Here is a 16,102-nt window from a genome sequence, read left to right on the forward strand (position 1 = left end):
CTTCCGCGAGGTTCGGAGTCGTCCCCCAGAAGTTTCTGGGGGAGGACTCCAACGGTAGGGGAGGAAGTTTCGTCCCCTAGATTTTGTGGGCGCAGGTGCCTGGCGTCGCGTTCGGGGGAACGCGACGCCCGACGACCGATGACCGGTGACTGAGATCGGGCCCGTCAGCGTTCGCTTCCGGGACATACCCGGACGACCACCGTCAGGGGCCCGATCCTGGCCACCGGCCCCTGACCCCAACCTTCCCGCCGCCACGATCGCCGACGACGTCGGCGGGTGCGTCGCTGACTCGATTCAGGCGAAACGACGAAGGATAGAATGCACCGCCTGCGTGACGGTGAGCCGGTCGTAGCTCTGGACGAAGTCGAAGCCGCGCTGCAGATCCGGGCCGCCGGTGTGGCAATCGCGGGCCGAGAGCAGTGCAGCGAAATGTGGTCCCAGAACTGCGACGTTCCACTCTTCGATCAGCTCGTCGTCGGGCTGCAGCGGCGCGCGATGCACGTTGCCGTCCCGGACGTCGGGCAGTCCGACGCCGTACACGCCGGCCAGCCCGGTGCGTTCGGACATGTCGCGCCATCGGGTCGCGGTGCGGGCGGTGAAGTGTTCGGCATATTGGAAGGTGCCCAACACAATTGACGCTCCGCCCACCGCCGCTTGATGTTCGAGCGCCTTGCTCATCTCGATGAGGAGTCGCTTGTCGCCACGTCGGGGTGTGTTGGCGGCCGATGCGATGGCGTAGGGCGTGGAGTGGTCGGAGTCGGGGGTCGACCAGACCGGCATCTCCGGTAGCGGCACAACGGTTCCGGACGCCAGGACGGTCGGGTCCTCCACCGCTGGGAACAGTGCTCCGATACCGAATTCGGCGCCCATCGTGAGTGCGGTCACGCGTCGAGCCTCGTCGTCGACACCCTCGGCGATGATCACGGCATGACTGCGTTCACGATGCGCCGCCAACGAATGCGCCAGATGTGCGGCGTCTGCGGTGGCAGGCGTTCGCAACACGTCGGGTCCGGTGACGATGATGTCGGGCTCCACCAGTGACAGCAGGGTGGCAGCGTGATCGTTGCGGGTCAGCCCGTCTACGCAGATGATCTTGCCGGCGGCCCGAGCCCGGGCGACTCGCGCGAGCGTCCGCTGCGGGCAGCGGGTCACCGCGTCCGGCATGACCACCATGACGTGGCGCTCCAGCGTCGCCGCGGTGGTGTCGTCGAGGTCGCCGATGAGGTCGAGATCGAGAGACACCAGCATGGGCAGCAGTTTGGCGACAGACTGCGCGCGAGCAGACTGCGACATCTGGTGTTTGCGCTGGTCGAGCACGGCGTGCTCCTCGACGACGCGCGCGGCCCGACGCAGCGCTTCGGGAGTCCCCAGCCGGGTTCCGGACGGCCCCCGCACCTGCAACTCGACCGCGGCCAGGGCGCCGTCGGACAGCCGGCAGACCGGCGCGAACTGCATGTGGAGCTCCAGATCGTCGAACAGGGTGAAGCCTCGGGTGTCGGTCACGAGAACCTCCCGTCAGAGCGGGAGTGCGCTCCGATCGATGCGACGGACGCGCCTCGGCTTCACATCCTGGACAGGGCGACAAAACCGCCCGTAGCCAGGCTAACAAAAACTCCGACAACTGTGACGGCGAGCCAGATCGAGCCCAGCAGGCCGACGGCGACGAGCAGCGCCCATACGGTGAAGGCGATGGCCAGGAGAATCCCGGCAGTACTGCCCTCCTCGTCGATCTCGGGGGTCGGCGATGCCGGGGGAGCCGACACCCCGGCATCACCTGCGATATGGCTTGTCATGAGTCTGCGCCGGCCGTGCGTGCGGCGTCGGCAGCGGCGGATTCGGAGGTGGCGCCGGCATTCGCGAGTTCGCCGGAGTAGCTCTCCAGGTGTGCGCGCACGAACCATTGGAACTTCTCGAGTTCGGCGGTCTGCCCGATGAGGATGTCCTCGGTGATCGGGTCCAGGTCGCCGGTCTTGGCGATGGCATCGCGATGAGAGCCGACGAAGCCGTCGTAGACGAGATCCAGCGCCCCGAGATGAGCTTGCGCGGTGTCGCGTCCGATCGAGTAGTCGCTCCAGCTACGGTCGTCCTCGATGGCCTTGGCCGTGCCGTTGGGCGAGGCACCGAGGGTGGCGATGCGCTCGGCGACGGTGTCGGCGTAGCCGCGCACCAGTTCGACCTGCGGATCGATCATCTCGTGCACGCCGATGAAGTTGGCGCCCACCACATTCCAGTGGATGTGCTTGAGTGTGAGATGGAGGTCGTTGAGCGCGCTGAGGCGTTCCTGCAGGATGCTCGTCACCTCGGTGGCGGCGTCGGCGGACAGTCCGGGTGCGGTGAATGACGTCATGGTTCGACGCTAAGCCGCCGACGCTCCTGGACCCCATGCCCGCAGCACGACGGCAACTCAACCGAGACGCTGATAACGGCGGGGTAACGGCCCCGCCGTCAGCGAGTGGTCGGGGGTCAGTACCCGCTCGACCGCATCGGTGCCGGGTCGTACATGCCCGACCGTCGGGCGGTGCCGATCTCCAACTGCGCCGGTGGTGCCGGTGCGATCTCGGTGAAGCGTTGCAGCCCACCCCAATCGCGGCCCCAGTTGTTGCGCAGGTACGTGGGCAGCAGCGTCGGATACAGCATCGCCTCGGTGATACCCAGTGGGCCACCGGCCTTTCCGGACATCCAGGTCTGGCTGTTCTTCCGGGTGGCCTCGGCGTCGGGCATGATGCGCCACTTGGGCACCTCGAGGACACCGTTGGCGACCTTCATCGGCTGCTGGCACGGGAACACGAATCCGGGCAGCCAGTCGATGAAGACCGGATCGGTGGTCCCGACAACCTCGTTGAGGGTGCCGAGTCGGCTCACCCGGGGTGGAGTGATGGCCACCCACTCGGCGGGTGCGGCTGACGTGTCCTCGACGACGACACGTACAACTGTCGCTCCACCCGGCGCGTCCGACAACGGGTATCGGAGGTTGCGCCAGATCGGGGCCTCGGCAACGTCGATCGGGGTCCGGATGCCCACGGGGATCACCTTGCCCGACGCGTCGACGCGACCGTATTGGACCACCACCTTCTGGCCCGGATGGACGACGCCGATACCGTCGACGGCCTCGACCGATCCGGCCACCGCGACGGTGAGGAGCGGGGCGTCGGCATCGCGGGGCGGCAGTTGATACCAGTCGGTGGTCAACGACGCTGTGCCCGAAGGAGATCCGTACGAGCCGAGCACCGGGGTCTTTGCCGGGTCGAGCCCGAAAGGCAGTCGGACGGTGGAGCCGTTGACGCCGCGGACACCACCCTTGCCGCCCTCGGTGCCGCCCTGCGCGGACGCGTTCTCCTCGTCGGAGGCTTCATCGGCGCCTGCGCCGGTCTGCGCGGTGTTCTGCGCCGAGGTGGTCGAATCCTGACCCTCGGTGGCGTCGACGGACAACCGGTCGGGCACGCCGTCGGGTGTGAAACCGGTTGCGCGCGGACCGGATAGCGCTGCGGAGACGGTAGGCGGTTGCCGACCGTCGACCGCCGCGGGTGCGAGCACCCCGGCGGTGGGGTCGGCCTCGACGAGCACGTCGTTGGCGAGTCCGCACGAATTTCCGGTCAGTGCACGGGCATTCGACTTTGCCCACGACCAGGAGTCGCGCTGCTCGTAGGCGCCCTTGATGAACGAGGCGACCATGAACAGCACCACGAAGCCGGCGATCACCGGCAGCGGTGAGAACTTGAGCTTCGAGTACCAGTGTTGGGAGTGGCCGGTCTTGGTCTGTTCGTCGACGTAGTCGTCGCGGAAGTGGAACCACAGGCCAACCAGGGCCGTGATCACCGCGAACACCAGGAAGGTCCAGCCCAGCTTGATCGGACCGATCGACGGCGGACGATCCCACCACGGCACGCCGAAACTGCCGACGAACCACCACCCGTTGGTCCCGGCGAAGGACATGCCGGTGACCGCGAGTACCGCCGCGGCGAAGAAGGTGCGGTTGCGTCGCGAGCGCAGGATCGCCGGCGCCATCATCGCACCGGCCGCCGCGGCCAGGCCGGCCGCGATGCCCGCGTACACGCCGAAGTGGTGAGTCCACTTGGTCGGGGTGAACGAGATGAAGAACATGGTGCCCAGCGTGACCGCGACGAGCCGCCAGATCGGGGCGCGCGCAACGCCGTTCGGATGTTCGCGACGCAGCAGTCGCAGCAGCACGACCACCAGGCACAGGATCATCGTCAGCACGCCGAAGCGTCGTGCGAGGGTGCCGTCGGCGGTCGGCAGGATGAGGTAGTAGTAGCGCACCGGCTCTTGCCACCATTCCAGCGTCGGACCGACGTCGGTGGCCACCTGGTTACCCGCGACCAAGGGCATCAACGGTTGGTCGGCGAAGATCTGGAAGAGCACGGCCGTTCCGGCGGCCAGGATCGGTGCGAGCATGGGCAGCAACCCATCACGACGCCGTCGGCTCACCAGGGTCTTGATGATCGGACGGATGCCCGCCAGCAGTGCGGCCACCGCCATCAGGCCGCCGGGTGCCAGTGCGAGGGTGAACGCGGCCGCGACCACCGCCACCGCGTAGGGGAGCAGTCGCCGCGTGGCGATGGCACGTTCGACGCAGCACCACGTCAGCAGCGCGCCGACGGCCTCGGCGGGTTCGGGACGCAGACCGTTGTTGTACGGCAACCAGATTGCGAGGAAAACGAATGCCGCCGACCACACCGCGGGTGTGCTGTTGCGTACGGCCCGGCCCAGCCGGGGAATGACCTCACGGCTGATCAGCCACCAGCCCAACAGCCCCAGCAGGAACGCGGGGAGCCGCATCCAGGGTGCCGACAGGCTGACGTGACTCATCGCCGAGATCACCTGGAAATGCCAGCCGAACGGGTCCTGTGGGACGCCGAAGTACCGGAAATAGTTGTCGGCGTAGCCTGCTCCGCCGGTGATCCGCCCGACGATGAAGTTGTATCCGTCGTCGGACGTGTTGGCCCCCATGAACCACCAGAAGGCGAGAATCAGGAACACTGCGACGTCCGGACCGCGGATGGTCCACCAACCCGACGGCAGGAATCGCCGGTGTCCCCGACCATCCCGTTGGTCGAGCATGCCGAGAGCCACCAGCGATCCGATGGTCATGAGGATGCCGAGGATGATCACCGTCAGCTTGAGTGCCGTTGGCGTGCTCACGTATCGGGTGTCGATGGTGGCGTGCAGCGACAGTCCATCGCGCGCGGCGTCGGCCGGCAGATCGCTGTAGATGCCGACGATCTGCGGTCGCATCTCCTGGTCGGGGATCGAGAAGGTCACCTGGCCGTTGGCCGGGGTGGCGGCGACATTGTCGAATCGTGCGGTGACGCCGCTGCCGTCGGCGTGGAAGACGATGCGGCATTGCGGGTTCGACTGCGCAGCTGCCCGCGGGGTGTTGAGGATGACGACGTCGCGGTCGGTGACCGTGAGGGTATCGGCGGTGGCCCGGACGAACAGACCCCGGGCAGCGGAATCCTGGCCCTGTTCGGGGATGGTCGACAGCAGCACACCGCCGGCCGCCGGCAACCGGGTGGCCAACGAACACGGAACCGTCACGTCCATGTCGATCGGCACATAGGACACCAGCGGAGCGGCGACATCCGAGACGGTGTCACCCTGCGGCCAGTTGAGTTCCGCGGTGGTCTGATTCACCGGAAGCAGCGGGGTCACGATCGCCATCAGGAATCCCAGCAGACCGGTGAGGACTGCGGCGATCTTGATGTTGCGGTAGTTGCGCGGCTTCGCGTCTTCGGTGGACCCCATGGTCGTGGTTGGCTCACTCATCCGCCTGCGGCTCCACCCTGATCGAACTGCTTCGCGACCAACCCCATTGCGTCATCTGCGTTGTCTCCACACGTGCCGGCGGTGCCCCCGTCGCCAGCGGGGTGAGTCGTTCCAGCGCACCCCAGTCGCGCGCCCAGTCGTCCTTCAGATAGGTCGAGACCGCCTGCGGTGTGGTCATGGACTCCGAGATCGACAGCAGGCCACCGTCTCTCGCGGCCTGCCACGTCTTGGACTGAGAGTTGGCGAGCGGGTAGTCGGGCAGGATGCGCCACTGCGGCACCTCGGCGACGCCGTGCGACACCTGCATCGGTCGCTGACATGGGAAGTGCGCGGCCGCGCTGAAGTCGATCAGGGTCGGCGCCGCGGACCCGACGACGGCCTGCAGACTTTGCAGTCGTGGCGCGCGCGGCGGCGTGATGCCGATGAACTGGTACTGCCCGAGGTTGTTGTCCAGCAACGACAGTCGCAGCAACGACGCGGCGGGCGGTGCCGCGGCCATCGGCACTCGGAGATTGCGCCACGACCGGTTGGTGATCACCGGTCCCGGATCGATCGGCAGCACGTCGGGGCCGACCTGGACGAAGGTGCCACCGGGTCCCGGCCTGCCGAACTGCACAACGAGTTTCTGGCCGAAGTTGCGCACCCCGAAGGTGTCGATGGTCGACACCGCACCCGCGGTGCTGAACACCAGGAGCGGCGAAACCGCTCTGTTGGTGGGCAATTCGTAGGCACCGGTGGTCAGTCGCGCTTCACCGACGTGGCCGTAGCTACCCAGCACCGGAGTCGTCTTGGGGTCGAGCCCGAAGGGCAGCAACACATTCGAGCCGTTGACGGTCGTCGGGCCGACGCCGCCGGTGGTGCCCGCGCCCAGGCCGCCGGTGATCGAGAACGGTTTGGCGAAACTGGCCGCCACATTCATCTGACCCGGACGTTGACTACCCGGTTCGGGCGACAGGTTCAGCGGAATCCCGTCGGGGGTGAACCCCACCGAACCGGTGCCGGTGAGCGCAGCGGTCGCCGACAATCCGCCGGCCGGCGTCAGCATGCCCGCATTCGGATCCTGTTCCACCAGAACCTCGTCGGCCATTGCACAGCTGTTGCCCCGCAGTGCGTCGACGTTCTCGGAGAACACGGTGACCGCGGGATAGCGCGTCACCGCGGCCTTGGCGAACACAAGCAGTTCGGCGACCACCATGAGTCCGGCGATCACCGCGATCGGCGACGACGCGAGGAACAGGCGGCGGCGGTCGGCTTTGCTCTCGCCCGGCCCGTCGGTGGTGTGTGCCAGGCCCTTGTTCTCGACGTAGTCGAGTCGCAGGTGCTGCCAGACCGCGATCGCGGCGGTGATGATCGCGAGAATCAGGAACATCGTCGACGCCCCGTATCCGGCGATGACCGGCGCGCGGTCGAACCAGGAGATGCCGTACTCGTAGACGAACGGCCACGCGTTGTAGCCGGCGAGCGCCGCGGCGAGGGCGAAGCACAGGCCGGACACGAACACGGTGAGGTTTCGCGCCGAACGCGCGGCCGACTGGGCGACCGCCAGCGTTGCGGTCGCCGCGATCGCCGCCGCGAGACCGGCCAGCACACCGAACTGGACCGTCCACTTGGTCGGGGTGAACGCGAACAGCAGCAGCGTGACGCCGATGGCGCCGACGAGGCGCCACGCCGGACCGGGCGTGACACCACGGATGCGGCCGCGCCGCAGCATCACCGCGACGGTCACGATCAGACCGGCCAACAGCAGCAGCAACGGCACCCGGCGGGTGAGTGCGCCGTCCTCGGTGGGAACGGTGATGAAGTAGTACCGCAGGAACTCCTGATGCCAGCCGATCACCGGCCCGATCTGGTAGCGCAGCTTCATCGCCTCGGCGACCGTCGCCAGTGTCTGATCGCGGAAGACGACCACCATGACCAGCATCCCGGCGGCTGCGATCGGAGCGATGAGCGCCAGGGTGCCGGTGATGCCGCCACCCGCCTCCCGGCGCCGGGAGCGAAGCGAGCGGGCCGAATCACGACGGTCCAGCAGGATGTGCAGCAGCGGGCGTGCAGCGACCAGCAGGATGGCCACGCCGATCACGCCATGCGGCGCGAGAGCCAGGGTGAACGTCGCCGCGATCGCGGCGAGTGCCGCCGGGAGGAGGCGTCGTGTGTCGATGGCCTGCTCGGCGGCCCACCAGGTGAGCAGCGACCCGAGCACGATGATGCCCTCGCTGCGCAGGCCGCTGCAGTAGGGCAGCCAGAACGCGGTGAACGTCAACGCGGCCGCCCAGAGTGCCCAACCGCTCGACCGAACCGTCGCACCGAGCCGGGGCAGCAGCACGCGACTCAGGATGAACCACGACGCCAGCCCCGCGATCAAGGCCGGGATGTGCATCCACAGGATCGACGGCGACACCGCCGCCCAATGGGCGAGGAAGCTGTAATACCAGTCGAACGGCGCTTCGGGGATGCCATAGAAGCGGTAGTAGTTGGCGAGGTAGCCGAATCCGTCGGCCGTGCGGCCCATGTTGAGGATGTAGCCGTCGTCGGGGCTGCCGGCGCCCAGGAGGAGCCAGATCAGAAGCACTGCGGTAACTACGACGTCGGTCAGCCGAGGACGCAGGGACGACCACCACGGGCCGGTGCGATGCGGTCGGCGAACGGTCGGCGCGTCGAACCGATCGAGCAGGTAGAGCGCAACGAGGGCGACGAGCACGCACAGCACCGCGAGCACCATCACGATCAGCTTCAGCACCGACGGCGAGCTCTCGTAGCGGTTGTCGATCTGTACGTGCACTGCCAGCCCTGTGGCGGCCCGTACCGCGGCGGTGGGTACTGCGGTGAACACACCGTCGACCTGCGGGCGTTTGTCGGGCGGCAGACCCGTCGGGCGCGCTTGCCCGAGTCCGACGAACTGCGCACCGACGCCGGTGGCCGACCAGATGCGCAGTTCACTGCATCGCGCCAGGTCGGCGCGGGAGGCCGTCGCGGCGACGGTGTTGCGGAAGGTCACGGTCACCGCGTCTGCGGTCGCCGTGACGAACAAGGCCGACGCCTTGGCCTTGGGGGCGTTCGCCGGCATGGTCGCCAGGATCACGCCGCCCTCGCGAGGCAGCGCCGGAAGGATGGTCGACCTCAGCGTCGTACAGGGAATGGTGACGTCCAGGCTCCGCGGCGTCTGGGCGATCAGTGGGGCCGTCACCGAGGCGGTATCGGCGGAAAGCGGCTGGTTGCGCGGCCAGTCGAAGGATGCGTCGGTGGCTTTCACCGGCAGCAGCGGGGTCAGCGCGCACAGGATCACACCGAGTACACCGGCGACGATGGCCACGGTTGCGGCCGTGCCCACCGAGACCCGACCGGAATCGGTGCCGGTCGGTTGATCTGCTGCTGACGCAGAGGTCGGGGCTGTCACAGGCACGATGTCTGATGGTAAGCGAGATGCCTGAGAGCACCTACTCATGTAGGTCAGATGGCCGTGAGAGGGCGAGCGCAGCGACGAGGTTTGCCACCGGTACCGATCGAGCGTTCCGCTCTCCACTAGGGTCACCAACTGATGACCACCGATTCTGCCGCCGCTGCCGACACCCCGGCAACGCCAACCGATGGCGCCACCTCGACGAGCCGCCGCTGGGCGCTGACCGCCGTGGTCGCGGGGATCGTCGCGGTCGCGGCGGCGATCCTGACGCCCCTGCTGCCGGTCACCGAGCACACGGCAAGTATCAGCTGGCCGCAGGAGACCGACTCGTCGGTGGTGTCACCCCTGGTGACGCAGACCCCGGCAGGTCTCGACATCACCATCGGCGGTACCACGCTGCGTCGGGCCGTCGAGAACGGCGAGACCACCCCCAGGGCGGGTACCGCACGGTTTGTGCTGGTGTCGACGATGCCTGTGCAGGCGCCCGGCGCCATGGACAAGGGTCTGTTCGTGACCACCGGCCCCGACGGCGTCCTGGTGAGCTTGCGGGGCAAAGAACTGCTGCGTGTGCCGCGCGCCGACCTGGCGCGCACCGAGCGGCTGCACGTGTGGTCGACCGCGACCATGATCGACGCGCGGGCGGTTGGGGCCGGACGCACCGGTTCGGCCGGCCCATCGGATCTGCCGCAGGTGTCCGGGGTGTTCACGGACATGGAGCCGATCGGGGTCCGCAACTCCGTGCGCGACGGTCTCGCGGTCCGCGTCGACATCGACAACCGATTCGACACCAGCCCCACCGTGCTCAAACTGCTGGTGATGATCCTCGGCATCCTGGCCGCCGTTCTGGCCTTCGTCGCCACCGCCGTCCTCGACGTCCGGGGCGGCTACCACCGCCGCGTCGGCCGGATCGACTGGCGTCGTCTCTTCCGCCCCCGCGTCGCCGACCTCGCGGTCACCGCGGTCCTCGTGGTGTGGCACTTCCTGGGTGCCGGGTCGTCGGACGACGGTTACATCCTGAACATGGGCCGCAACGGGTCCGACGCCGGTTTCCTGGCCAACTACTACCGATTCCACGGCATCCCCGAGGCACCGTTCGACTGGTACTACAGCTTTCTCGCCCAGTGGTCGACGATCTCCACCGCCGGCATCTGGATGCGGCTGCCCGCGCTGGTGGGCGGTCTGGTGTCGTGGTTCATCCTGAGCCGGGTGCTGCTGCCGCGGCTCGGTGGTGCGGTGCGTCGCTCCCAGTGGGCAATGCTGACGGCGGCCGCGGTCTTTGTGGCGTTCTGGATGCCGTTGTGCAGCGGCCTGCGCAGCGAGGGCATCATCGTGCTGGGTTCGTTGCTCACCTGGTGGGGGGTCGAGCAGGCGATCGCGACGCGCCGCATGCTGCCGGCGGCGAGCGCCGCCCTGGCGGCGCTGGCCACCGTGGCGCTGGCACCCCATGGCGTCATCGCCATTGCCCTGCTGATCGCCGGGTCGCGTCCGATGCTGCGGATCATTCGCCGCCGACGCGGCGAGCACGGCGTCGCGCCGCTGGTGGCCGGGATCGCTGCAGCGGCAGCCGTCGTGGTGATCGTGGTGTTCCGCGACCAGACCCTCGGATCGATGGCCGAGGCACTGCGCATCCGGTACACGGTCGGTCCGACGCTGGCCTGGTACCAGGAACTGCTCCGGTACTACTTCCTGTCGCTCACCACGCCCGACGGCAGTCTCGTCCGCCGCGTCCCGCTCCTGTTGTTCCTCGCTGCGCTGTTCGTCACGATGGCAGTGCTGTTGCGCCGCAAGCATATTCGGGGGGTCGACCGCGGACCGGTGTGGCGGCTGATCGGCGCTGTGCTGCTCACGGTGCTGCTGCTGTCGTTCACGCCGACCAAGTGGACGGTTCAGTTCGGCATCTACGCCGGGGTTGCGGCCGCGATGACGGCGGTCGCGACGGTGGCCGTGGCGTCGGCCGCCCGACGCTCGCCGCGCAACCTGTGGATGTACATCGCCGTGTTGCTGTTTGCCAGCGCGGTGGCCGCGGCCGGCAAGAACGCGTGGGGTTGGGCCTACGACTTCGGCATCGCCTGGTTCGACAAGGCGCCGACCATCGCCGGCATCCAGCTCTCGTCGATCCTGTTGGTGCTCACCGTGATTGCGCTTGCAGTGGCGGTCTGGTTCCACGTCCGCATCGACGTGGACGCCGAACGCGGCGTCGTCCGCGACGCACGAGAATCGCGGTGGCAGACGGCGATCGCGTCGTCGCCGATGCTGGTGATCGCCACCGCACTCGTGCTCGTCGAACTCTTGCTGTTCGCCAAGGCCGCCGCGACCCGGCTCGACACCTACACGACGTTCAGCGCGAACATTCACGCGCTGGCCGGCAACACCTGCGGCATGGCCGACGATGTGCTCGTCGAGGACGACCCGAATCGCGGTGCGCTGCAACCCGTCGGGACCACCGACATCTCCAAGGCCCTCGCCGGTGAATCCACCGGCTTCACGCCCGACGGCGTTGCCCCCGACCTGCTGCCCGATCCGACATCACTGGGTGCGGGCACCATCAACACCTCCGGCGACCTGTCTCGGCCGTTCGTGGTGTCCGGTGGCCCGCCGGGAACCATCGGCGGCTCCGGGCCGGTCGGCGTCAACGGCAGCCGAGTGAAACTGCCGTTCGGTCTGAAGCCCGAAACCACGCCCGTGCTGGGCAGTTACGGACACGACAACGAGACCGCCGAACTCACCTCCGACTGGTACCGGCTGCCGCCCAAGGATTCGTCGCCACTGCTGGTGATCACCGCTGCGGGTCCGGTGTTCTCGGTCGACCAGGACGGGGTTCCGCAGGCGGGGCGGTCGTTGAAGGTGCAGTTCGGTCGGGCCGAGGGGAATTCGTTCGTCCCGATGGGTCCCGGCTATGTACCGATCGATCCGGGACCGGTCCGGCCCAACCGCCCGTGGCGCAACCTGCGTATCCCGATGGACGCGGTGCCCGCCGGGGCGACCGCCATGCGGATCGTCGCGGAGGACAACAACGTGAGCCCCGACGAGTGGCTCGCGTTCACACCGCCCCGGGCCCCGCAGGTGAAGACGTTGCAAGACGTCGTCGGCTCGGAAATGCCGGTGCTGCTCGACCTTTCGGTGGGCAGCCAGTTCCCGTGCCAGCGTCCGATGGCGACCCGCAACGGCGTGATGGAGGTGCCGTCCTGGCGGATCGTGCCCGATCAGGTCACCACCAACTCGAAGTCCAAGACCTGGCAGGCGGCGATCAACGGCGGCATCCTCACCACCTCCGAGGCGCTGACCACCGCCGACACCGTGGCGACCTACTTGGACAACGACTGGTATCGGGATTGGGGTGGGCTGCAGCGGCTGACCCCGCTGGAGATGTCGCCGGCTCGGGTGACGACGGGGGAGAAGACGACGTGGGGCGTGAGCCGCTCGGGACCGATCAGGGTGGTGCCGCAGGATGACTGACCAACGTCTCCGAATTGCACGCATTGTCGCGGTCGTCGCCGGACTTCTCGGTGTGCTGCTTGCCTTCTCCGCGCCGTTCCTCCCGGTGTCCTATACCAAGGCCGAACTCAACTGGCCGCAAGAGGACGCGGCCGGTAATCCCGTGGTGCGCAACGTCGCCGCGCCCAACGTCGCGTATGTGCCGGTGTCGATGGACATCTCGGTGCCCTGTGCGCTCGGTGCGCAACTACCGGCCGCGGGCGGCGTGCTGTTGTCGACGGTGCCAGAGAACGGCGCCGAGGCAGGCACCGTCGGACTGTTCGTCCGGGCGACCGCAGAGCGACTCAACGTCACCCAGCGCAACGCCGTACTGCTCAGTGTTCCGCGCGCGCAGGCGCAGCAGAACCCGCAGTGTCGCATCGTCATTCATTCCGACACCAGCGGCACGCGCGGCGCGGTCGAGGGGATGACGTCCGACGCCGGGGTGACGAGTTTCGACCTCGCCGATCCCAATGCGCGCCCGCAGATCATCGGCGTGTACACCGACCTCCCGAGAACCGCGTCGACCGAAGGGCTTTCCTACCGGTCGACGATCGACACCCGGTTCAGCACGAGCCCCACCACCCTCAAGGGTCTTGCGCTCATCGCCGGCATCCTCTGCACGCTTGCGTCGTTGATCGCACTCGCCGTGCTCGACGCGCGAGACGGCCGTCGACTGCGAAAGCTGCTGCCCGCGCGGTGGTGGCGCCCACGGCTGGTCGACGTCGTGGTCGGTGGAGTTCTGCTGGTCTGGATGTTCATCGGCGGCAACACCGCCGACGACGGTTACCAGGTCACCGTCGGACGTGTGGCGCCCGGGGCGGGGTATCTCGACAACTACTACCGCTACTTCGGTGCGCCACAGGACCCGTTCGGTTGGCACTACCAGTACCTGTCCCTCTGGATGCAGGTCAGCACCGCGACACCGTGGCTTCGGCTGCTGCCGTTCCTGTTTGCGCTGGCGGGCTGGTTCCTCATCAGCCGTGCCGCGATCCCCCGGCTCGGCCGGGCGGTGAGTACCTCCAACGCCGCGATCTGGGCCGCCGGCCTCGGCTTCCTCGCGGTGTGGCTGCCGTTCAACAACGGTCTGCGGGTCGAACCCGCACTGTCGGTGGGCATCCTGCTGACCTGGGTCCTGGTGGAGCGGGCCGTCGCCACCGGCCGCCTGTTCCCGTTGAGCCTTGGCATTATCTCCGCCGCCTTCACTCTCACGATTCATCCGGCCGGCGCCATCGCGGTGCTGCCACTGCTGGCGGCACTGCGCCCGATCCTCAAGCGCCTCCGCGAACGAGGCCGACGCGACGGATATCTGCCGACCCTGGTGCCACTGCTGGCGGCCGGATTCGCGGTGCTGTTCGAGATCTTCGCCGACCAGTCGCTCGCGTCGATCATGGAGGGCGTCGAGGTACAGGGCATCGTGGGCCCCACCAACAAATGGTGGACCGAGGCGATGCGCTACTACATCCTGTTGAACCCGACGCCGGACGGTTCGATCGCACGCCGGGTGGGCATCTTCGTCACGATCCTCGCGGTGATCATCATCGTGCTCACGCTGTTGAGCAAACGTCGCGTGTCGCGGATTGCCAGCGCACCGCTGTGGCGTCTGGTCGCGGTGACCTCGGGTGCGGTGGCGGTGCTCGCGTTCGTGCCCACCAAGGCGACCCACCAGATGGGTGCCTTCGCCTGTCTCACCGGTGTTCTGGCGGCTGCGGCGACCGCTCTGCTGGAGCCCTCGGTGATGCGACGACGCTGCAATCGCACGTTTGTCGCGGCGGCAGCCGCGTACGCGCTCGCAGTGACCTTCGCCGGGCGCAACCAATGGTGGTACGTCGGCAGCTACGGCATCCCGTGGGGTGACGACACGCCCAACGTGCGCGGCATAGGACTATATGTGCCGATCCTTCTGGTTGCCGTCGGACTGACCCTGTACGGAGCCTGGCAGTACTACCGCGACGACCGGCTGGCCGAACGCGGTGAGGTGCCCGCCTTCTCGGTGCACGATGCGGGGCGCACCCATCGGCTGCTCCGTCGCGTACCGACGTACTCGCTGGCGATCATCTCCGCCGTCGTACTCGCCTTCACCTTCGTGTCGTTCGCGAAAGCCATCTCCACCCAGCGTGATTCGTGGTCGTGGGCGAGTTCCAACGTCGACGCGATGCGCGGGAACCCATGCGCCCTGGCCGACGCGGTCCTCGTCGAGAAGGACCCCAACACGGGTCTGCTGGCACCGGCTCGCGTTGCAGGGCAGAACAATCCGTCTCCCGGTGCAGCGCTGGCCGGACGTGGCATGGTCGGGTTCGACCCCAATGGCGTGTCGTCGCACCTGGAAAGCGACTCGGAGGGCGACGACAACGAGAACACCGAGGTCGACCGCACCCAGACCGATCCGAATGCGGCACAGCAGGAACCCAGCGGCACCGCCGGTTCCGCCGACACCGGCGGCGGGACAACCACGTCCAAGGGCGTGAACGGGTCGATGGTCAAACTTCCGTTCGGCCTCAACCCGCAACTGGTCCCGGTGCTGGGAACCTACGGGACCCCAACGGGTCTCGGCCACCTGCAGTCCGACTGGTACCAACTCCCGGCGCGGGGCGCGGACCGTCCGCTTGTCACCATGTCGGTGGCCGGAAAAGTCGAGTACATCGACGAACTCGCCGTGCGCCATCCGGGTCAGAAGCTGCGGCTCGAGTTCGGCCGGGTCGAGCCGGACGGTCGGGTCACCACCGTTGCATCGATGATCCCGCTCGACCTCGACGCCGCACCCGAGTGGCGCAACCTGCGCTTCCCGCTGGACCAGGCGCCGCCGCGCGCGACGGTGGTGCGCGTCGTCGCCGACGACACCTCGGCCGACCAAGCGCAGTGGCTGGCCGTCACACCGCCCCGGGTGTCGAACCTGGTGACGCTGAATTCGCTTGTCGGTGGCGAAGATCCGGTGCTGCTCGACTGGGAGGTGGCCTTCGCCTTCCCGTGCCAGCGTCCGGCGTCGGTCCACAACGGGGTTCTGGAGACCCCGATGTGGCGCATCACCCCCGACGCCGAAGGCGAGCGCGTGAACTCGCGCCGCTGGATGGCCGGTGACTACGGCGGCCCGCTCGGCATCGTGGAGAACGAATTGCGCCCGACCGTCCTGCCGGCCTATCTCCGCAACGACTGGGCCAAGGACTGGGGCAGTCTGCAGCAACTGACTCCGCTGAAACCGCAAGTGCCCGCCCAGATCGACCTCACCGAGGACGTCCACTGGGGCTGGTGGACACCCGGACCGATGCGCGCGGTCAAGAACTGACCTCAACCTTGTTGATCGTGCGTCCCCAACCGTTGATCGTGCGTCCCCAACTGTTGACCGTGCAGCGCCACCCGCTCCCTGAGGTGCGAGGAGCGCAAGCGACGAGCCTCGAAGGGCCTGGTGAGACAACCATATTCATGTCACCAAGGGCTTCGAGGCTCGCA

The 16,102-nt window shown here is 67.9% G+C and carries 7 protein-coding genes; 2 read left to right on the forward strand and 5 right to left on the reverse strand.

Annotation, left to right across the window (positions count from 1 at the left end; genetic code table 11):
• Positions 1-294: 294 nt before the first annotated feature.
• From MKW15_RS12105 to MKW15_RS12125, 5 genes are all read right to left on the reverse strand, one after another.
• Positions 295-1,503 carry a DICT sensory domain-containing protein gene (locus MKW15_RS12105; protein ID WP_240857874.1) on the reverse strand — a complete coding sequence of 403 codons (1,209 nt, stop codon included), beginning with the start codon at positions 1,501-1,503 and terminating at the stop codon, positions 295-297.
• Positions 1,504-1,562: 59 nt separating this feature from the next.
• Positions 1,563-1,793, reverse strand: a complete 231-nt coding sequence (locus tag MKW15_RS12110) for a hypothetical protein (protein ID WP_240857875.1) — start codon at positions 1,791-1,793, stop codon at positions 1,563-1,565.
• A complete protein-coding gene (locus MKW15_RS12115) occupies positions 1,790-2,347 on the reverse strand; it encodes a Dps family protein (protein WP_240857876.1) in 558 nt (185 codons plus the stop codon). The genes MKW15_RS12110 and MKW15_RS12115 overlap by 4 nt, the downstream gene beginning before the upstream one ends.
• 116 nt (positions 2,348-2,463) lie before the next feature.
• On the reverse strand, positions 2,464-5,784 hold the full coding sequence (locus tag MKW15_RS12120) for an arabinosyltransferase domain-containing protein (protein ID WP_374247009.1): 3,321 nt from the start codon (positions 5,782-5,784) through the stop codon (positions 2,464-2,466).
• On the reverse strand, positions 5,777-9,184 hold the full coding sequence (locus MKW15_RS12125; RefSeq protein ID WP_240857877.1) for an arabinosyltransferase domain-containing protein: 3,408 nt from the start codon (positions 9,182-9,184) through the stop codon (positions 5,777-5,779). Before MKW15_RS12125 ends, MKW15_RS12120 begins: the two co-directional genes overlap by 8 nt.
• A gap of 135 nt (positions 9,185-9,319) precedes the next feature.
• Between MKW15_RS12125 and MKW15_RS12130 the strand changes: the two genes are divergently transcribed.
• Both MKW15_RS12130 and MKW15_RS12135 read left to right on the forward strand, forming a co-directional pair.
• Complete coding sequence (locus MKW15_RS12130) at positions 9,320-12,637, forward strand: arabinosyltransferase domain-containing protein (RefSeq protein ID WP_240857878.1); 3,318 nt, start codon at positions 9,320-9,322, stop codon at positions 12,635-12,637.
• A complete protein-coding gene (locus MKW15_RS12135) occupies positions 12,630-15,938 on the forward strand; it encodes an arabinosyltransferase domain-containing protein (protein ID WP_240857879.1) in 3,309 nt (1,102 codons plus the stop codon). Before MKW15_RS12130 ends, MKW15_RS12135 begins: the two co-directional genes overlap by 8 nt.
• Positions 15,939-16,102 lie beyond the last annotated feature (164 nt).

Source organism: Gordonia gummivorans (assembly GCF_022513585.1).
Lineage (GTDB): Bacteria > Actinomycetota > Actinomycetes > Mycobacteriales > Mycobacteriaceae > Gordonia.

Excerpts from the sequence above, each read along its gene's own strand:
- MKW15_RS12110 (WP_240857875.1), bottom strand. The coding sequence starts at position 1,793 with ATGACAAGCCATATCGCAGGTGATGCCGGGGTGTCGGCTCCCCCGGCA.
- MKW15_RS12115 (WP_240857876.1), bottom strand. The coding sequence starts at position 2,347 with ATGACGTCATTCACCGCACCCGGACTGTCCGCCGACGCCGCCACCGAG.
- MKW15_RS12120 (WP_374247009.1), bottom strand. The coding sequence starts at position 5,784 with ATGAGTGAGCCAACCACGACCATGGGGTCCACCGAAGACGCGAAGCCG.
- MKW15_RS12130 (WP_240857878.1), top strand. The coding sequence starts at position 9,320 with ATGACCACCGATTCTGCCGCCGCTGCCGACACCCCGGCAACGCCAACC.
- MKW15_RS12135 (WP_240857879.1), top strand. The coding sequence starts at position 12,630 with ATGACTGACCAACGTCTCCGAATTGCACGCATTGTCGCGGTCGTCGCC.